The organism is Arcicella sp. (assembly GCF_964672035.1).
In genome coordinates this window covers 1-3,747 of record NZ_CBABQS010000164.1, presented here as the reverse complement: position 1 = coordinate 3,747, position 3,747 = coordinate 1, and the positions used below count along the sequence as shown (strand labels likewise).

Here is a 3,747-nt window from a genome sequence, read left to right as displayed (position 1 = left end):
CCGATTATCAATTTCAGAATTTTTGATTTTCACATAATCATCTGGTGAAATTCTAATCTTTGTCGAATAATCTTTTTGTATGCGATTGTGAGTAATTCTTAATTTGATAATGCCGTTTCCATCAACGGATTTACGACTGTCAAGAAAGGTTGTTGCGGTTGCCATGATATTGTATTTTTCTAAGTTGGTGCAATGAGAGTAAAGTTTAGTCTCATTGCAAGTCTCACTACAAATATACAAGATTAACACATATTAGCAATAAACAGAAATAAAGTATTTTATCTAAGTAGTTGAAATACAGCATTTTAAGATAATAATAATAAATAGAAATAAATAGAAATAGGGGTATGGCTATGACTCATAATCAGTAGGTGCTTGGTTCGATTCCAAGTGGGCCCACAATGTAAATTATTGAAAATCAAGGAGTTACATTCATTTGTAACTCCTTTTTATTTAGAAAAAATTTGCTGGTTTACACAGAGTTTACACAAACACCCTTTTTATTAGGTTAAATTCAAAGTTTGAAGAGTCTTAATTTTTTTTTCATTTTAACAAAAAATTTTAAAGATTAGGGATTAGGCTGATTTATTTCCCTTCAGTTTATACAAATTCTTCTTTTCCATTCCATGTTCTTCCCCACCCTCTTTCTAAAATCATTTGGTCTTATTACATTAAGTCTTCCCTTCATTTCTATTAATGACTTGAGGGATAAAATCCAGAAAAGAATTAGACGCTCTTTTGAAAAATTGACGTATTATTTCGAAGTATAATGTCCATTAAAGCTTTATTTGGTTTCGTCCTCTCTACTCAACAGTTTATCACCATTTATTAAAGTTAAGGTAGGATTTGCTTGGAAATGGACTATATTTAACTATAATTTTATAATATTTATAAATTTCTTCTAAATTAAAAATATTATAGACATGATTATTGAAAAAGAAACCCGGATCATTGATTTGACCGTTGAGCAATTATCTAAATTAATTGCTGACTCATTCGTCAATTCCCCAAAATCAGAGTCTCAAGAGGAAGTGCCACTGAATGTTGAACAAGCCTCCCAATTTTTAGCCATGCCGAAGCCAACGCTTTATTTCAAGTGTAATAAAGGCGATATGCCCCACATCAAACAGGGTGGTCGCTTGTATTTCTTCAAAAAAGATTTAATCAGCTGGCTCAGAAATTATACGGTGGTTTCCGCCGAAAGTAAAGCAGCCGATTTCCTCGACAACTTCAAAACCAATTTTCAGGCAAAAAAATAAGACAAAAGTTCCCGCTTTTGCCCTATTAATACTTTTTACTCAAAATAAGAATGTTGCTATCCTTTCGTGAATTTAGCAAAATTCGGTTAAAATCATACATCCAAATGGAAAATGACGACTCTAATACTGGATCCGTAATCGAAAAATTGGGTTACGTCCGCATCGGAACAAATTATTATAAATTGGTGGAGAAACCAAACACCGATGGTTCCAAAGAACTTAAATTAATCCCATGGACGGTCGAGTGTATTAAGGCGGATATGGGAAAAGATTTTGTGGCTAAAATCCCAAAGTTAGATGGATTTTGTCTATTCCCGAATCACTTTAATTTCCAAAAAGTGGTGGGCAATTTTTATAACCTTTATCACGAGTTTAATCACCAACCAATCGAAGGAGAATGGGAAATGACCAAAAATTTTATCCTTCATATTTTTGGGGAGCATTATGAGTTAGGCTTGGATTATCTGAAATTATTGTTAGAAAAGCCTCTACAGAAATTACCTATTTTATGTTTGGTGAGCAAGCAACGAAATACGGGTAAGACAACTTTCCTCAATTACTTGAAAGCCATTTTTGGCAAAAACATGAAGGTGAATACCAACGAAGAGTTTAACAGTAATTTTAATGATGATTGGGTTTCGTCTTTGTTGATTGCTATTGACGAAACATTCTTGGAACGCAAACAGGATTCCGAACGCATCAAAAATCTCTCCACCGCTTTAAAATATAAATCAGAACGAAAAGGGAAAGATCGCAACGAAGTGGAGTTTTTTGCCAAGTTTATCCTTTGCTCCAATAACGAAGATAGTTTTGTTTACATCGAACCCAACGAAACTCGCTATTGGATACGTAAAATCGAGCCTTTTGAAAAGGAAAATATTTATTTACTGAATCAGCTTAAAGCGGAGATTCCAGCCTTTTTATACTTCTTAATGAATCGTTCCTTGAGCATTCAGAATGAATCCCGCATGTGGTTTAAGCCTTCGCAAATACGCACTCGTTCTTTAGTGAGATTAATTCGTCGAAACCGTAGTAAGTTAGAACTGGAAATGTTTGAAGCAATTCAATGCATTTTGGATGCAAAGAACCTTGAGATAGTATCATTCTGCACGGCGGATATGCTGAATTGGCTGACTTTCAGAGGCATGAAAAATATTACTTCTGTACAAATCAAACAGCATCTTCAGTCGGAATGGGAATTAAAGCCAAGCACTAATTCAAATGCTTACACGCAATATACTATTTTGCCGAACGGGAATATTTATGAAAGAAAAAACCGGGGAAGGTTCTACCAGATTTCTCATCAATTTCTTAATAAATTTGATGAAAATGATGAATAATAAGATAAGTAACTGAATTTTAATAATTTAGACTACATCAAATTCTTCACAAAACAATCCACCCAATTTATTTTGATGAGTCATTGAAACAATGGCCAAAAATATTTTTACTAAAAAAGCATTTTTATTTATATTATTTATAAATTTAATAAAAATTACATAAACGTAAATGTACACGCAATCCGAACGGGACGATATGGAAAGACTGTTCGACAAACTGAGGTATGTCGGATACGTTTTCTTAGCATTTCACATTTTATTGAATTTTCCCGAGTTATGGACGTACATGGATAAGAATGGTTCTTTTATCAATAGTTCTATTTTTCTTAATTTGTCTAAATCATTTAAGAAACTACCCTTTTTTGCCAATTTCTTTGTGGCTAAAATTCTGGCACTGTCGTTTGTACTGGTGGCCTGTTTTGGTCCACAATCCAGGAAAGACAACAAGATTAGGATTCAAAAAGCATTCGTATTCCTCTTTACTGGGATTTTAATTTATTTTCTTGCCGATGTTGTTTATTACTTACACATAACGAATTTTATTTCGTATATCCTTCTGACAATCAGCGGCTTAATACTTGCTATTCAAGGCGGAAGTTGGCTTACCAGAGCTTTGTCTTTTGATATTGGCGAAAAAGTATTTAACGATGATCATGAAACATTTCCTCAAAATGAGTTGCTCATTCAAGATGACGATTGGATAAATTTTGAGACCGAATACATTCATCAAGGGGAAAAGAGAAATGGCAAATTAAATGTTTTTCCTTATCGAAGTACTTTGGTGATGGGAACGCCAGGTTCGGGGAAGACATTCTCCATTTTGATGCCCGCTTTGGAGAAAAGTATCCAGCAAGGGTTTGCGGCATTTGTCTATGATTTCAAGTTTCCTGATATGACTGAAGTCGCCTATAATACCCTACTAACTTATAAACCTAAAGGAGTTCCTAAACCCAACTTTTACCTGATCAATTTTGAAGATGTTACTCGCAGTCACCGCTGTAATCCAATTGACCCCAAGTATTTGGTAAAACAGTTAGATGCGGATACGTATGCGACTACGTTGCTTTTTAATCTGAATCGGGATTGGATTAAACGACAAGATTATTTTGTTAATTCTGCCATCTCAATTACTAAAACCATTATCTGGT

At 33.9% G+C, this 3,747-nt stretch carries 3 protein-coding genes and 1 tRNA gene; all 4 read left to right on the top strand.

The window, feature by feature from the left end; all coding sequences use genetic code 11:
• The first annotated feature begins 333 nt into the window (after positions 1-333).
• Positions 334-399: transfer RNA gene (locus tag AC1W31_RS20820), tRNA-Met, on the top strand.
• A gap of 524 nt (positions 400-923) precedes the next feature.
• Positions 924-1,259: a helix-turn-helix domain-containing protein gene (locus AC1W31_RS20815; protein WP_481736426.1), complete on the top strand. Its 336-nt coding sequence runs from the start codon at positions 924-926 to the stop codon at positions 1,257-1,259.
• A gap of 104 nt (positions 1,260-1,363) precedes the next feature.
• Complete coding sequence (locus tag AC1W31_RS20810) at positions 1,364-2,599, top strand: primase-helicase family protein (RefSeq protein WP_481736425.1); 1,236 nt, start codon at positions 1,364-1,366, stop codon at positions 2,597-2,599.
• 169 nt (positions 2,600-2,768) lie between these two features.
• Positions 2,769-3,747: YWFCY domain-containing protein (locus tag AC1W31_RS20805; protein WP_481736424.1), on the top strand; the 979-nt coding region annotated here is incomplete at its 3' end.

What these genes read in the sequence shown, in the direction of transcription:
- AC1W31_RS20815 (WP_481736426.1), top strand. Translation starts at nt 924, where the DNA reads ATGATTATTGAAAAAGAAACCCGGATCATTGATTTGACCGTTGAGCAA.
- AC1W31_RS20810 (WP_481736425.1), top strand. Translation starts at nt 1,364, where the DNA reads ATGGAAAATGACGACTCTAATACTGGATCCGTAATCGAAAAATTGGGT.